Source organism: Colwellia sp. 20A7 (assembly GCF_009832865.1).
GTDB lineage: Bacteria > Pseudomonadota > Gammaproteobacteria > Enterobacterales > Alteromonadaceae > Colwellia.
In genome coordinates this window covers 2,107,016-2,121,973 of sequence record NZ_CP047130.1, presented here as the reverse complement: position 1 = coordinate 2,121,973, position 14,958 = coordinate 2,107,016, and the positions used below count along the sequence as shown (strand labels likewise).

The window sequence follows — 14,958 nt, the reverse complement described above, 5'->3', positions numbered from 1 at the left end:
TAATATGAGTTTCAGTGCTTAATAGCTATTCTACAACAACAGTTTTACGCTCTGCAGTAGACCATTCAACATGATATTTTTTACCGTCCGCTTTATCAAGACGTTCAAAAGTATGCGCACCAAAAAAGTCTCGTTGCCCTTGCAACAAGTTTGCTGGCAGCATTTCGCTACGTATAGAATCATAATATGATAATGCAGATGAGAGTGCACCATTTGGTATACCAAACATGGTTGCACCACAAATTGCTTTACGCCAATTAGACTGACGTGCGTTCAATTGCTCAGCAAAAAAGCTATCTAATAATAAATTATCTAAATTTTCATCTCTTGCATAGGCTTGAACAATTGATTGTAAAAATGTAGCTCTAATAATACAACCTGCTCGCCAAATCTTAGCAATACTAGCAAAATCCAGTGTCCAACCATGTTCCTTCGCCGCTAACTTCATTAATTGAAAACCTTGTGCGTATGCACACATTTTAGCGCAGTAAATAGCATCATGAAGTTGAACAATATAATCTTGTTTTTCTTGATTTGATAAGCTTACCTCGCCAGGGCCACTTAATATTGTAGAAGCCTTAACTCTTAACTCTTTAAAAGACGAAATTGAACGAGCATAAACTGCTTGGGCAATAGTAGGTGCCGGGCACCCTACTTCCAAACTACTCATGGCAGTCCAAAGCCCTGTGCCTTTTTGTCCTGCTTTATCGAGGATAAGATCGATAAGTGTAGTGCCTGTATCAACCGATTTATGTCGGAGAACTTCAACACTAATTTCCATCAAGTAACTGTCAAGCAAGCCACTATTCCACTTTTCAAAAATGTCAGCTATTTCATCAGAAGACAAACCAAGACCAGATTTGAGAATATGATAGGCTTCACAAATAATTTGCATGTCAGCATATTCGATTCCATTGTGCACCATTTTCACATAATGTCCTGCTCCAGCAGGCCCAATATAAGTGGCACAAGGTTCACCTTCAGTGATAACTTGTCCAGGTTTAGTCCGTTCAATAGGCTTTCCTGTATTTGCATCAACTTTAGCTGAGATGGCTTCCCAAATAGGCTTGACCCGAGTCCAAGCATAAGGTGAACCACTTGGCATTAATGAAGGTCCAAAACGTGCACCAACTTCTCCTCCTGAAACAGCAGAAGAAAATAATAGAAAGTTATTTTTATATTTTTGTTCTCGAGCAACAGTATCAACCCAAAGGCTATTTCCTGTATCAATAACAATATCGTCTGGCTGAACCCCTGCACCAATTAAACTCTCACAAACTTGATCAACAGGTGAGCCAGCAGGGACACTCAACACAATAAGATGAGGTGCTTTTAATTGAGCTAATAATTCAGTATAGGATGAACATCCATAAACACGGGGTAAACCCGTTGTGTTTTCCTTTTTATCTTGCTCAATAACGCCTTGAACTTTTTCGGCTGACAAATCAAAAGCTGCGATATTATAACCATTATCAGCAAGGTTCAGTACAAGGTTTTTGCCCATAACACCTAAGCCAATAAAACCGATGTCACACAAAATTTTATCCTGTGTCATAAAATTATTTTCCTAAAGATTAATGCTCTACACGAAGTGCTGACTTTATATTTTTAAATTTAACTATATAAAAGCGTTATACTGATGTAACGGTCATTATCTTTATTATCAAAAAATAAAAAGAAAAAAGTACATCGGAATAGCTTTATTCTAACATGCAGCTGTTGCTAAATCATGAAAATAGCGAATAAAACCACATAAGCTAAAATACTTTAGCATAAATGTCGGTTTATCAGAAAAAACATGTAAATAATTAACTTAAAATGACATTTAACGCCATATAAGCAAACTTTAACTTGAAATTTTCCTAAAATGGTGTAATTTTACTACATATTGAGTTTCCCGGGAGAGTTCTATGACAATTAAAGTTGGTATAAATGGTTTTGGCCGTATTGGTCGTTTTGTGTTTCGTGCTGCTGCAGCAAGAGATGATATTGAAGTAGTTGGTATTAATGATTTAATTGATATTGATTACATGGCATACATGTTGAAGTATGACTCAACTCACGGCCGTTTTAATGGCACGGTTGATGTTGTTGACGGACAACTTATCGTTAATGATAAAGTGGTACGTGTAACAGCAGAGCGTAATCCAGCCGATTTAAAATGGAATGAAATTGATGTTGATGTTGTAGTTGAATCAACTGGCTTATTCTTAACAGACGAAACAGCACGTAAACATATTGAAGCTGGCGCTAAAAAAGTTGTTCTTTCAGCACCGTCTAAAGATGATACGCCAATGTTTGTTTGTGGTGTTAACTTAGGTGAATATGCGGGCCAAGATGTTGTATCTAATGCTTCTTGTACTACTAACTGTTTAGCGCCAATTGCTAAAGTGTTAAACGATAACTGGGGCATTAAAGATGGTTTAATGACTACAGTGCATGCAACAACAGCAACACAAAAAACAGTAGATAGTCCTTCAGCTAAAGATTGGCGCGGCGGACGTGGTGCTGGTCAGAATATTATTCCATCATCAACCGGTGCAGCAAAAGCCGTTGGTAAAGTTATTCCAGCGTTAAACGGTAAATTAACAGGTATGGCATTTCGTGTTCCAACACCAGATGTTTCAGTAGTTGATTTAACTGTTAACTTAAATAACCCTGCGACTTATGAAGAAATTTGCCAAGCTATGAAAGCTGCAGCAACAGAAGGCGAACTAAAAGGTGTATTAGATTACACTGAAGACGCTGTTGTTTCTAATGATTTTGTTGGTGAAGTATGTACTTCAGTATTCGATGCTAAAGCAGGTATTGCGTTAACTGATACGTTTGTAAAAGTAGTTTCTTGGTATGACAATGAAATTGGCTATTCAAATAAAGTATTAGATTTAGTTAGTTATATTCATAACTATAAAAAATAAATTATCAAAATCACGTTTTTAATATTACTTTTGTAATTTTAAGATCAAAAAAGGCTAGATGATTCCATCTAGCCTTTTTTATTGTTTATGTCCCGTCCTGATATGCATTTCCACCTATTACAATAAGTATTGTATAGCGCTTATTGTATTAACTTATTGAAGCATTTATTTGCTCTAATACTAATTGTGGATCAACCGCTTGTGTAATTGGACGTCCTATCACTAAATAATCAACACCAACTGCGATTGCTTGCTCAGGTGTCATAATACGTTGTTGATCATCTTTAGATGAGCCTGCAGGTCGAATACCTGGTGTAATCAACTTAAACTCTTGGCCAAGCGATAATTTTAGCTGCTCAGCTTCCATTGCTGAACAAACAACACCGTCTAAACCACTTTCTTTGGTTAGATTAGCTAAAAAGTTCACTTGCTCTGCCGGTGTTTTATTAATGCCTAAACCACGTAAATCGTTTTCACTCATACTGGTTAGTACCGTGACAGCAATTAGCAGTGGAGAATCATTACCATAGTTATCTAATGCTTGTTTTGCTTTTGTCATCATTTGACTACCGCCACTAGCATGTACATTAACCATCCATACACCAAGATCTGCGGCAGCAGTCACCGCTTTAGCAACTGTATTAGGAATATCGTGAAATTTTAAATCAAGAAAGACATCAAAGCCCTTCCCTGTTAACGTTTTCACAAAGTCAGGACCAAAATAGGTAAACATTTCTTTGCCAACTTTAAGCTTGCAATCTGTCGGAGATATTCTGTCAACAAACGACAAGGCATCGTTTTTTTTATCAAAGTCTAAAGCGACAACAACTTTTGGATCAAACATGAGGGTTCCTATTCTTAATTCTTTCACGCGACAATGTCGCTCTTACGGTATAATTTATGTTAATAGCTATAGATTCCGGCTTAAGACACAACCGGAAGGACGTGTTATTTGAAACTTATAATAACAATGTTAAATTAGTCGGCTTTATCTGCTAAATCAAACAAAGCTAGTTCAAGGAATAAGCACGGAGTTGACGTTAGTCAATGAGTACTTATGACGCCGAAATAGCAAAGTATGATAACGCAGATTAAGACTACTCGCCTTCAAGACCACGCACAGGCTTAAGTTGTTCCCACTCATGACATGATGGACAAGACCAATAATGGGTAGAACTATTAAAGCCACAACTACGACAGCTATATCTATGTTTAAGTTTTAAATATTCACTGATTAGATCTTTTATCAAATCCAAACTAGCCTTATTCTCTACTTCATCACTTTGGCTCATTTCCATTTTAACCAGATGTTTGAAGCCTCGAATGGTCGGTCTACGTTTAAGTGCTGATAATAAAAACTCTTTAGCCTTTTTATTACCATGCTTTTTCTCAACATGACTTAAGTAAGCAATAAGTGCACTTGAGCTAGCCGTTTCATCATAAACTTTTTTAATAAAACTAAAAAATTCATCACTGGCATCAAGATCAAGGTAGCACTGATGCATTTGATCGATAACATCAGGAAAAAAATCTTTATCCTGTTTATAGATATCTTGGTAACATTTGCCCGCTAATTCACACTGCTTATGATTTTCATAAATCTTAGCCATTAACCAATTAGCACGACAAGAATTAGGATCAAGCTTAAGTGCTTGTTCAAGTAATTCGATTACTTCAATAAACTTATCTTGCTCAAAAGCAGTTGTTGCTTGTTCACAATAAAAGTTAGCTAATGTATGCAATAAACGTTTATCATTAAATTTAATGGCTAATTTCTTATGACCAATACCACGCTGCCAATCTTTCGTTGATTGAAATATTTGCAATAAATAAGTTAATGACTTTAAGCCGTAATCTGGAGATTTTAATAATTTATTAAACATTTTTTCAGCGCGATCATATAAACCTGCACTTAAAAAATCTTTACCTAATTCAAATACCGCTTGTTGTTTATCTTTTGTAGGTAGGTTGCCATGACGCACTAAATGCTCATGTACTTTTAATGCTCTATCAAGCTCACCTCGTTTACGAAAAAGATTAGCCATAGCAAAATGTGCTTCAACACTATCATCTTCAACTTTTAATGCGTCTAGTAGTGAATCTATTGCTTTGTCTTTTTGATTAGATAATAGGTAATTTAAACCCGTAGAATACTTGATGGACAAGTCTTGTTTAATGGTTTGATCTTTTTGTTTTATGCTATTTCGTCCCATAAACCAGCCATAGGCCATAGCTACCGGGAGTAGTAAGAAAAGGAGCTCTATCATTTGATTACTTATTTCTATATTTCAGTTGAGCGGTTTTTAGCTAATGATTTTTTACCTTTGCGGATCAATCGCCATATGATGGTCGCTAATAAACCAAGAAAAAATCCAATCGCGGTAAATAAACTAACAGCTGCAGCAATAGAAAGCTCGACTCTAGCAATCAAATAATTTAATGAAATTATTTGTTCATTTTGACTACCAAAAACAAAGGCAATAGCGAGTAAAATTAGAACTAATAAAAGAGTAAAATAAATTCGCACGTGGACTATCTCGCTTGAAGTTGTTGGTGAAATTACATAACCGTCTTTTGAATATAAAACAAAATAAATAACAAAAAAAAACGGTATACTGAAGTATACCGTTTATTATCTAATTTTTTTGTTTCTTTTGCAATGAGCTTACAAGAACACCACAATTAAGCTACTGAAAGATTAACTCTTTCTCGTAACTCTTTACCAGGTTTAAAGTGAGGTACGTATTTACCACTTAACTCAACTGATTCACCTGTTTTTGGGTTTCTACCAACTCTTGGAGCACGATAATGTAATGAAAAACTACCAAACCCTCTAATTTCAATGCGTTCACCTTTAGATAAAGATTGCGCCATTAATTCTAAGATTTCTTTAATCGATTGTTCTACATCTCTAGCTGACAAATGACTTAATTTATCACCTAGTTTTTCAATGAGTTCTGATTTGGTCATAGACCCTCCAGTATTCATCTAGCATCGTGCTAATGAGGTTAATATAAGAGGAGAGTAATTATACTCTCCTCACCTAGTCTTTTTATAGTGTAATACAATCTATAAAAAGTGCAAAAAATAAAATTAGTATCTTGTTACAAGATATTAGTTTTTAGCGTTTTTGAACGCTGCTGCCATAGCACTTAAACCAGTTTCTTCAACTTGGTTTAGGTTATCCATTGCATCACGCTCTTCTGCTTGGTCTTTTGCTTTGATAGATAAGCTGATAGTACGGTTCTTACGATCCACACCCATAAACTTAGCTTCAACGTCATCACCAACTTTAATTACTGTAGATGCATCTTCGATACGTTCTACAGAAATGTCGCTAACACGTAAGTAACCTTCAACACTTTCAGCTAACTCAATTGTAGCGCCTTTAGCGTCAACTTCAGTTACTTTACCAGTAACAATAGTACCTTTCTTCTTATCAGTTAGGTACATGTTGAACGGGTCATCTTCAGCTTGTTTAACGCCAAGAGAGATACGCTCACGCTCAGGGTCAACTTGAAGTACGATAGCAGTGATTTCATCGCCTTTCTTATAATCACGAACAGCTTCTTCACCGCCAGCCCATGAAATATCAGATAAGTGAACTAAACCATCTATGCCGCCGTCAAGACCAATGAAGATACCGAAGTCAGTAATTGACTTGATCTTACCTGATACTTTATCGCCTTTGTTGAAGTTTTTAGCAAACTCTTCCCAAGGGTTAGCAATACACTGTTTAAGACCTAGAGAAATACGACGACGTTCTTCGTCAATTTCTAGTACTAGAACTTCAACTGTGTCACCTAAGTTAACAACTTTAGATGGGTGGATGTTTTTGTTAGTCCAATCCATTTCAGAAACGTGAACTAAACCTTCAACGCCTTCTTGGATTTCAACGAAACAACCGTAGTCAGTTAAGTTAGTTACGCGACCAGAAAGTTTAGAACCTTCTGGGTAACGGTTAGCAATTGCTACCCATGGATCTTCGCCTAACTGCTTCATACCTAGAGATACACGAGTGCGCTCACGGTCAAATTTCAATACTTTAACTTGAATTTCATCACCAACATTTACAATTTCACTTGGGTGCTTAACGCGTTTCCAAGCCATATCTGTGATGTGAAGTAGGCCGTCAATGCCGCCTAAGTCTACGAATGCACCGTAGTCAGTAAGGTTCTTAACGATACCTTTAACTTCTTGGCCTTCCGCTAATGACTCTAGTAATTCATCACGTTCTGCACTGCCTTCAGCTTCGATAACAGCACGACGTGAAACAACTACGTTATTACGCTTTTGATCAAGCTTAATAACTTTGAATTCTAAATCTTTACCTTCAAGGTGAGCTGTGTCACGTACTGGACGTACGTCAACTAATGAACCCGGTAAAAAAGCGCGAATATTGCTAACTTCAACCGTGAAACCACCTTTAACTTTACCGTTGATAACACCGATAATAGTTTCTTTTTCTTCGTAAGCTTTTTCAAGTACTTGCCATGCTTCGTGACGTTTAGCATCGTCACGTGAAAGTATAGTTTCACCGAAACCATCATCTGTAGCTTTAAGCGATACATCCACTTCATCACCAACAACCGCTTCAACTTCGCCTGCAGCGTTTTTGAATTGGTCGATTGAGATTACACTCTCAGATTTAAGACCAGCGTCAACAATTACGTTGTCTTTGGTTACTTTAACGATTGTGCCACGGATAATTGAACCCGGGCGAGTTTCGATTTCTTTTAAACTTTCTTCAAAAAGTTCTGCAAAATTTTCCATCATAACTTGTCTATTAACTCAGTTATTAATCCAGTCAACATCATTGTTTCATGGGGTTATTAATTTAGCCTCGGTACATCCATGACGTAGGCTTTAGTTAAATTTATTTTTATTAAGTTTTTCAACATCAATAAAAAAAATAAGGGTTTATGTTAACTTTCCATTCGCAAATGAAAGGACTTTATTGACCACTTCTTGTATAGAAAGGCCAGTAGAATCAATAATTAACGCACCTTCTGCGGGAATAAGAGGAGCTACTTCTCGGTTGCTATCTCTTTCATCTCGTTGACGTATGTCATCCAAAAGGCGCCCGATTTTAACATCAAAGCCCTTCTCTTTCAACTGATTAAATCGGCGTTCGGCTCTTTCTTCTGCGCTAGCCGTCAAAAATACTTTCACTGGTGCTTTAGAAAAAACAACCGTTCCCATATCGCGACCATCAGCAACTAGCCCAGGAGCAACACTAAATGCACGCTGTCGGCGTAGTAAAGCTTCACGAACACGTGGAAAGGCAGCCACTTTTGACGCTAAAGCACCAATTTCTTCTGTTCTAATAGTGTCAGTGACATCTTCACCTTCTAAAATAACTTTACTTTCGCCTTCGACCGTTATTTCAAATTGTACATCCAGGTGTGCAGCCATAGGAATCAAATGTTCCTCATCATCAAGGTTAACATGATGATGTTGGGTTGCTACAGCAAGTACACGATAGATAGCACCACTATCGAGTAAGTGCCAGCCAAGCTGTTCAGCCACAATTCTGGCAACAGTTCCTTTGCCTGCCCCACTTGGGCCATCAATAGTAATTACGGGAATGCTTTCCAGCATACATATTTCTCCTTATGTCAAAAATCGGCAGAATTATACTGGATTTATATATTAAAATCGCCAAAAAAATATCTGTTAACCTGTTTAACAAGAAACTTCCGCTAACTTGTCAAAATAATCAGGAAATGTTTTCGCGGTACATTTAGGGTCATTGATAGTGACTGGTGTATCACTTAAAGCCACAAGCGAAAAACACATCGCAACACGATGATCGTTATAAGTATCAATTTCAGCGTGTTTTAATGTTTCTGGCGGTGTAATAGAGATAAAATCTTCACCCTCAACAACCTCTGCTCCAACTTTTCTGAGCTCTGTTGCCATAGCTGTTAATCTATCGGTTTCTTTAACTCGCCAATTATAAATATTACGAATGCTTGTTGTGCCTTTCGCAAAAAGTGCGGTTGTTGCAATGGTCATTGCCGCATCAGGGATATGATTCATATCCATATCAACCGCCGTCAGTGGTTTACCCACAACAGTGATAGATTCATCAGCCCAAGTAACCTCTGCACCCATTTTCTCGAGTACATCAGCAAAATGCTTATCACCTTGAACACTTAATGTTCCAACACCATGTACAGTGACTTTTCCACCTTTAATTGCACCGGCAGCTAAAAAGTATGACGCTGAAGATGCATCGCCTTCGACCATATACTTTTCAACAGCTTGGTAAGATTGATTACCAGTTACCGTGAAAGATTGATAGTTGTTGTTTTTTACATCAACGCCAAATCGACTCATGATATTAAGTGTAATATCTATATATGGTTTAGAGACTAATTCGCCTTCAATTTCAATTTTAGTGTCTGTTTTTAATAAAGGCGCTATCATTAATATCGCCGTTAAAAACTGACTTGAAATTGAACCATCAATACTGACAATATTACCTGTTAACGCTTTACCAGATATTTTAACTGGTGGATAATCTTTATTTTCAAGGTATTCTATACCCGCACCAAGTTGTGCAAGTGCATCGACCAAGTGACCAATAGGTCTTTCTTTCATTCTTGGCTCACCTGTTAAAACAAATTCGCCTTCACTAGCAGCTAATGCTGCACACAATGGGCGCATAGCCGTACCAGCATTACCTAAATATAACTCTAATGGTGTATCTGTTTTAAAAAAGCCATTATTGCCAACAACAGTACATTCTGTACCACAATCACTTAACGTGTATTTTATTCCAAGTGTTGTTAATGCGTTAAGCATATGCTCAATATCTTCACTAACAAGTAAGTTAGTAATTTTAGTCACGCCACTCGCTAATGCTGCAATTAGCAATGCACGATTAGATAAGCTTTTTGAGCCTGGTAAGAAAATCTCGCCGTTAATCTTGCCAATTGGCTGTAATGTTAACTGCTCCATACTACTTATTCCCCTTTTCAAATTCTTGCATAAAATCAACCAACGCTTGCACACCTTCAATTGGCATTGCATTGTATATACTTGCACGCATACCACCGACAATTCTATGACCTTGTAAAGCCATTAAGCCTCGCTGTTCAGCTTGTGCTAAAAACTTTTCATTTAAGCTTTCATCTTTAAGCCAAAATGGAATATTCATCTTACTTCGGTATTGATGTTCGACAGTATTAGTATAGAAATCACTCGCATCAATTGTTTGATATAGCAATTCAGCTTTTAGTTGGTTAACTTTGGCGATGGCTTTTACGCCGCCAAATGCTTTAAGCCATTGAAAAACTAATCCTGCTAGATACCACGCATAAGTTGGCGGAGTGTTATACATAGAATCATTGTTTGCTGATGTTTCGTAGTTCATGATACAAGGTGTCGCTTTTTGTGCATTCCCAAGTAAATCTTCACGGATAATGACAATTGTTAAACCTGAAGGCCCAATATTTTTTTGAGCTCCAGCATAAATAACACCAAATTTACTAACATCTATTTCATGAGATAAGATAGTGGATGACATATCAGCAACAAGTGGAATACCGTTGGTATTAGGCACATCATTAATTTCAATACCATCAACCGTTTCGTTAGGACAGTAATGAACATAGGCAGCATCACTATTGAGTGGCCATTGTTCACTTGGAACAAGGCTTATTTCACCGTCAGAGTGCTCTTCTCGAATATTAATAACATTAATTTCACCGAAGTTTTTCGCTTCAATAGCTGCCGCTTTTGACCATGAACCATTAACGATATAGTCAGCTGATTTACCTGGTGGTAGTAAGTTTAGCGGTACTGCTGAAAATTGACCTCGACCACCACCATGACAAAATAGTACTTTGTAATTGTTTGGAATAGCCATAAGATCACGTAAATCGGCTTCAGCCTTTGCAGCCATAGCCATATAAACATCACTACGATGGCTTAGTTCCATTACTGAACTGCCGGTGTTGTTCCAATGAATAAATTCTTCTTGGGCTTTTGCCATTACTGGTTTTGGCAACATTGCGGGTCCAGCACAAAAATTAAATACTTCTGACATTATCTTTTCTCAAAATAGGTAAATTTAACTTATCAAGCTTGAAATATACGCTTGATATACCGTTCATCCTGAACATACACGCTCTTTGCCATCCATGGCACCGCGAAATACCGTTCATCCTGAACATAAAAAAAGGCGGTTATTAGCCGCCTTTATATCATATGTGACGCCTGTTATTGGTCGTCGGGTGTACTTTCGTTATCTAACTGTTCAGTACTCTCAGAAGTATTAGAAGCTAATGTTTCATCTGCTTCAATAGCATCTACATTATCACCTTCTTCTCCTTCAGGTAGTTCTGGTTCAATAATTTCATCAATACGTTGAAGTGCAACAACATGCTCACCTTCAACAGTACGAATTAAACGAACACCTTGGGTATTACGGCCAATAACACTCACTTCATTAACACGTGTTCGTACTAATGTGCCGTTATCGGTAATAACCATGATTTCATCAAGATCTTCAACTTGAACTGCACCAACGACTTTACCGTTACGCTCACTGACTTTAATAGAAACAACACCTTTCGTTGCTCTGCTCTTCGCAGGATATTCATTTAAGTCAGTACGCTTACCAAAACCATTTTCAGTAATGGTTAAAATAGGACCATCGTTTTTAGGTACAATCAGTGAAACAACTTTTTGGTCGTTTTCAAGTTTAATACCACGAACACCAGTACCGGTTCTACCGATAGGTTTTAATGCCCAACGCTGTTCGCCTGTTTCAGGATCAAGCTTGATTTCACCTGTTTCACTATCACGAACTTTTTCATTAAAGCGAACAACTTTACCTGCATCTGAGAACAACATAATGTCATTATTGCCATCAGTAATATCAACACCAATTAAGGTATCGTCATCACGTAGGTTTAACGCAATAATACCGTTAGCTCTTTGATTTTTATAAGCAGTTAACGCTGTTTTCTTAACAGTACCAGACGCTGTCGCCATAATAATGTATTTATCTTCTTCATATTCACGTACAGGTAGAATTGCCGTAATACGTTCACCGCTTTCTAATGGTAAAATATTAACAATTGGACGGCCACGTGCCGTTCTGCTTGCTAGTGGTAACTGGTAAACTTTCAACCAGTACAACTTACCGCGATCTGAGAAGCATAATATAGTATCGTGTGTATTAGCTACTAATAAGCGCTCAATGAAATCTTCTTCTTTCATCTTGGTTGCAGCTTTACCTTTGCCACCACGACGCTGAGCTTCATAATCACTTAATACTTGATACTTAACATAACCTTCATGAGAAAGTGTTACGACAACATCTTCTTCAGTAATTAAATCTTCTAAAGATAAGTCATGAGAGGCATTAGTAATTTCAGTGCGGCGTTCATCGCCAAACTCATCTCTAATAGCTTCTAGTTCTTCACGGATAACTTCCATTAAACGCTCAGGATTTTCTAGAATAAGCATTAACTCTGCAATAAGATCTAATAACTCTTTATACTCATTTAGAATTTTTTCGTGTTCAAGACCACTTAATTTATAAAGTTGTAACTCTACAATAGCTTTTGCTTGAACAGGTGTTAAATAATATTTGTCATCACGAATACCGAACTGTGGCTCTAACCACTCAGGACGAGCAGCATGAGTACCAGCGCGCTCTAACATTGCGCTAACATTACCTAAGTCCCAACCTTTAGCAACTAACTGCTCTTCCGCTTCTTTTCTTGATGGAGAGGTTTTCACTAACTCAATGATAGGTTCAATATTAGCAAGGGCTATCGATAGACCTTCTAAGATATGTGCTCTGTCACGGGCTTTTCTAAGTTCAAATATAGTACGGCGTGTAACAACTTCACGGCGATGAAGAACAAACTCTTCAAGCATTTCTTTTAGATTAAATATTTTCGGTTGGCCATTACCTAATGCCACCATATTAAAACCAAAAGACACTTGCATTTGCGTTAGTTTAAATAAATTATTTAAAACAACTTCACCTACTTCACCACGTTTAATCTCGATAACCATACGCATGCCGTCTTTATCAGACTCGTCACGTAAAGCTGAAATACCTTCAAGACGTTTTTCTTTAACAAGTTCAGCCATTTTTTCAATCAGGCGAGCTTTGTTAACTTGATATGGTAACTCATGAACGATTATGGTTTCTTTACCTGATGTTTCGTGAACTTCAATTTCTGCACGAGCACGAATTTTTATTTTACCACGACCGGTTCGGTAAGCTTCTTCTATACCCGCTCTACCACTAATAATAGCCGCAGTAGGGAAATCAGGACCAGGAATATGCGTTAATAGTTCTTCAAACGTAATTTCACTGTTTTCTATTAAGGCTAAACAACCGTTAATAACTTCAGTTAAATTATGCGGTGGAATATTAGTTGCCATACCTACGGCGATACCTGAACCACCATTAACAAGTAGGTTAGGAATACGAGTAGGCATTACTGCTGGAATAAATTCAGTACCATCATAGTTAGGTACAAAATCAACAGTTTCTTTATCTAAGTCGGCAAGAATAGAATGCGCAATTTTCGACATTCTAATTTCGGTATAACGCATTGCAGCTGCACTATCACCATCAACAGACCCGAAGTTACCTTGACCATCAACCAACATATAACGTAAAGAAAATGATTGCGCCATACGAACAATAGTATCGTAAACAGCAGTATCACCATGTGGGTGATACTTACCTATAACATCACCAACCACACGGGCAGATTTTTTATAAGGTTTATTCCAATCATTCCCTAAAACTTCCATCGCGAATAATACGCGACGATGTACAGGTTTTAATCCATCACGAACGTCAGGCAATGCACGCCCAACAATTACGCTCATGGCATAATCTAGGTAGGATGTTTTTAGCTCATCCTCAATATTTACTGGAACTATTTCTTTGGCCAGATCTGACATATATAGACGTATCCCTTAACTTAAAATGTAACTATAAAATCACAATATTTTTATTATTATATTTTCATAAAAAATATATAAATCAACGCGGCATAATAGCACAATTTTTAGTGATGCCAAATAGCTTTATTTGTCCATTTACAAAGAGATGGCGAGCCATTGAAAAAATGATGATAAAAACAACAAATGCACAGTTAAATTGATCTAATTCATTACTTTGGCTGCTGTTTGAGCTTCGTTTACGCTTTGCTTAGCTAAAAGTTTCGTTTAGAATTGAATAATTCAAAAATTAACTAGATATAACCATGACCGAAACTAATAAAGTGCTGAATGTAAATGATGCTGAAATTGCTAAATTCGAGCAAATTGCAAATCAGTGGTGGGATTTAACTGGAGACTTTAAGCCGTTACATCAAGTTAACCCACTAAGAGTACAATTTATATGTCAACATGTTAGCGAACAACAAAGTGAACTTTTTTCTAAAAAAGTTATTGATGTAGGTTGTGGTGGTGGTATTTTATCAGAGTCTTTAGCGAAATTAGGCGCTATTGTGACTGGTATAGATATGGGCACAGAGCCGCTTAACGTCGCTAAACTGCATGCCCTTGAGTCAGGTTTAACCATTAATTACGAAAAAATAACCGCTGAAGAAAAAGCACAACAAAATCATGAAGGTTTTGACATGGTCACTTGTATGGAAATGCTTGAGCATGTGCCAGACCCTGCTTCTATCATAAATGCCTGTGCTAATTTAGTTAAACCCGGTGGTTTAGTCTTTTTCTCTACACTCAATAAAACCGTGAAATCTTATTTACTTGCTATTTTGGCCGCTGAGAAAATATTTAAATTAGTCCCTGATGGTACACATGAGCATGATAAATTTATAAAACCTTCTCAACTGATAAGTTGGGCTGAACAGTATGGGTTAAATTGTATAGATGCTAGTGGTATTCATTACAACCCAATTTCTGAGAATCATAAGTTAACTGATAGCTTAGATGTAAACTACATTTTATGCTGTAAGAAAATATAACTTACTGATTTGTTTTTTTTTCAACCAAGTTGTTCAAACTACAAACAAAACCAACTAAG

12 protein-coding genes are annotated in these 14,958 nt (G+C 37.0%); 2 read left to right on the top strand and 10 right to left on the bottom strand.

All coding sequences use genetic code 11. The annotated features are described in order from the left end of the window. Positions 1-25: 25 nt before the first annotated feature. Complete coding sequence (gene gndA / locus GQS55_RS09165; RefSeq protein ID WP_159819943.1) at positions 26-1,555, bottom strand: NADP-dependent phosphogluconate dehydrogenase; 1,530 nt, start codon at positions 1,553-1,555, stop codon at positions 26-28. 355 nt (positions 1,556-1,910) lie between these two features. On the opposite strand from gndA, the gene gap reads away from it, so the two are divergent. Continuing rightward, complete coding sequence (gene gap / locus GQS55_RS09160) at positions 1,911-2,918, top strand: type I glyceraldehyde-3-phosphate dehydrogenase (RefSeq protein ID WP_159819941.1); 1,008 nt, start codon at positions 1,911-1,913, stop codon at positions 2,916-2,918. A 148-nt stretch (positions 2,919-3,066) separates the two neighbouring features. Here gap and pyrF read toward each other — a convergent pair whose 3' ends face one another. The 9 genes from pyrF to gyrA all read right to left on the bottom strand — a co-directional run bounded on the left by pyrF (position 3,067) and on the right by gyrA (position 13,865). Then, positions 3,067-3,762, bottom strand: a complete 696-nt coding sequence (pyrF, locus tag GQS55_RS09155) for an orotidine-5'-phosphate decarboxylase (RefSeq protein ID WP_159819939.1) — start codon at positions 3,760-3,762, stop codon at positions 3,067-3,069. A gap of 253 nt (positions 3,763-4,015) precedes the next feature. Next, the gene (gene lapB / locus GQS55_RS09150) at positions 4,016-5,185 is read right to left on the bottom strand and encodes a lipopolysaccharide assembly protein LapB (RefSeq protein WP_159819937.1); all 1,170 of its coding nucleotides are present in this window, start codon (positions 5,183-5,185) and stop codon (positions 4,016-4,018) included. Positions 5,186-5,199: 14 nt separating this feature from the next. Next, entirely contained in the window at positions 5,200-5,445 is a 246-nt protein-coding gene (locus tag GQS55_RS09145; RefSeq protein ID WP_236559807.1) for a lipopolysaccharide assembly protein LapA domain-containing protein, read from the bottom strand. Between the two features lie 155 nt (positions 5,446-5,600). Beyond that, positions 5,601-5,888 carry an integration host factor subunit beta gene (gene ihfB, locus GQS55_RS09140; RefSeq protein WP_159819935.1) on the bottom strand — a complete coding sequence of 96 codons (288 nt, stop codon included), beginning with the start codon at positions 5,886-5,888 and terminating at the stop codon, positions 5,601-5,603. A 144-nt stretch (positions 5,889-6,032) separates the two neighbouring features. Beyond that, a complete protein-coding gene (gene rpsA / locus GQS55_RS09135) occupies positions 6,033-7,694 on the bottom strand; it encodes a 30S ribosomal protein S1 (RefSeq protein ID WP_159819933.1) in 1,662 nt (553 codons plus the stop codon). Positions 7,695-7,838: 144 nt separating this feature from the next. Continuing rightward, complete coding sequence (gene cmk, locus GQS55_RS09130) at positions 7,839-8,519, bottom strand: (d)CMP kinase (protein ID WP_159819931.1); 681 nt, start codon at positions 8,517-8,519, stop codon at positions 7,839-7,841. Between the two features lie 84 nt (positions 8,520-8,603). Next, positions 8,604-9,884, bottom strand: a complete 1,281-nt coding sequence (gene aroA / locus GQS55_RS09125) for a 3-phosphoshikimate 1-carboxyvinyltransferase (RefSeq protein WP_159819929.1) — start codon at positions 9,882-9,884, stop codon at positions 8,604-8,606. A 1-nt stretch (position 9,885) separates the two neighbouring features. Beyond that, positions 9,886-10,974 (bottom strand): 3-phosphoserine/phosphohydroxythreonine transaminase, encoded by a 1,089-nt coding sequence (serC, locus tag GQS55_RS09120; RefSeq protein ID WP_159819927.1) that lies wholly within the window; start codon positions 10,972-10,974, stop codon positions 9,886-9,888. Positions 10,975-11,147: 173 nt separating this feature from the next. After that, complete coding sequence (gyrA, locus tag GQS55_RS09115; protein WP_159819925.1) at positions 11,148-13,865, bottom strand: DNA topoisomerase (ATP-hydrolyzing) subunit A; 2,718 nt, start codon at positions 13,863-13,865, stop codon at positions 11,148-11,150. A 305-nt stretch (positions 13,866-14,170) separates the two neighbouring features. Here gyrA and ubiG point away from each other — a divergent pair, with 305 nt between their 5' ends. After that, positions 14,171-14,899: a bifunctional 2-polyprenyl-6-hydroxyphenol methylase/3-demethylubiquinol 3-O-methyltransferase UbiG gene (gene ubiG, locus GQS55_RS09110; RefSeq protein WP_159819923.1), complete on the top strand. Its 729-nt coding sequence runs from the start codon at positions 14,171-14,173 to the stop codon at positions 14,897-14,899. Positions 14,900-14,958: the final 59 nt, after the last annotated feature.

Excerpts from the sequence above, each read along its gene's own strand:
- gndA (WP_159819943.1), bottom strand. The coding sequence starts at position 1,555 with ATGACACAGGATAAAATTTTGTGTGACATCGGTTTTATTGGCTTAGGT.
- gap (WP_159819941.1), top strand. The coding sequence starts at position 1,911 with ATGACAATTAAAGTTGGTATAAATGGTTTTGGCCGTATTGGTCGTTTT.
- pyrF (WP_159819939.1), bottom strand. The coding sequence starts at position 3,762 with ATGTTTGATCCAAAAGTTGTTGTCGCTTTAGACTTTGATAAAAAAAAC.
- lapB (WP_159819937.1), bottom strand. The coding sequence starts at position 5,185 with ATGATAGAGCTCCTTTTCTTACTACTCCCGGTAGCTATGGCCTATGGC.
- ihfB (WP_159819935.1), bottom strand. The coding sequence starts at position 5,888 with ATGACCAAATCAGAACTCATTGAAAAACTAGGTGATAAATTAAGTCAT.
- rpsA (WP_159819933.1), bottom strand. The coding sequence starts at position 7,694 with ATGATGGAAAATTTTGCAGAACTTTTTGAAGAAAGTTTAAAAGAAATC.
- cmk (WP_159819931.1), bottom strand. The coding sequence starts at position 8,519 with ATGCTGGAAAGCATTCCCGTAATTACTATTGATGGCCCAAGTGGGGCA.
- aroA (WP_159819929.1), bottom strand. The coding sequence starts at position 9,884 with ATGGAGCAGTTAACATTACAGCCAATTGGCAAGATTAACGGCGAGATT.
- serC (WP_159819927.1), bottom strand. The coding sequence starts at position 10,974 with ATGTCAGAAGTATTTAATTTTTGTGCTGGACCCGCAATGTTGCCAAAA.
- gyrA (WP_159819925.1), bottom strand. The coding sequence starts at position 13,865 with ATGTCAGATCTGGCCAAAGAAATAGTTCCAGTAAATATTGAGGATGAG.
- ubiG (WP_159819923.1), top strand. The coding sequence starts at position 14,171 with ATGACCGAAACTAATAAAGTGCTGAATGTAAATGATGCTGAAATTGCT.